The organism is Enterobacter sp. 03-F-07-AD-ECC, assembly GCF_047530935.1.
Classification (GTDB): Bacteria; Pseudomonadota; Gammaproteobacteria; order Enterobacterales; family Enterobacteriaceae; genus Enterobacter; species Enterobacter cloacae.
Genome location: NZ_JBLKBZ010000083.1, coordinates 1 through 397 on the forward strand (window position 1 = coordinate 1; position 397 = coordinate 397).

Sequence of the window (397 nt, forward strand, 5' to 3'; positions counted from 1 at the left end):
CGCGAGCTCGGTATCAGCAAGAATACCGTCGCTGACATCGTGCAACGACACAGAGCTAACGCTTAGGGTGTCATTTCGCCCTCAGCCGGAACCGACCCCTTTCAGCTCCCCGGACGAAGCAAGGGTCAGCAGTCCCCGGGTAATGGCTTCTGCGGCCTCCTGCTTCGTTTTCGGCAGCCCGGACGGCGTGACCAGAGCCCGGCGGTTTTCCGGCGCGTTCGGGTCGTGCAGCCCCAGTCTGCCGTTCACGATGGTCTGCCAGGCATCGATGCGCGGCCGGTCGGCGCGGTCGTAGTAAGGCTGGAGCCGCCTGCCGGTCAGCAGCTCGGTATTGGGGATCAGAAAGTTCAGCTCCAGACGCCCCTTGTCCGCGTGCTCCACCCACAGAATGCTGTAC

Annotated in this window: 1 pseudogene; it reads right to left on the reverse strand. The window is 63.7% G+C overall.

Going from position 1 to position 397, the window contains the following annotated elements:
- Positions 1–99: 99 nt before the first annotated feature.
- Positions 100–397, reverse strand: a pseudogene (locus ACMWKA_RS25740) (nuclease); the annotation flags it as partial.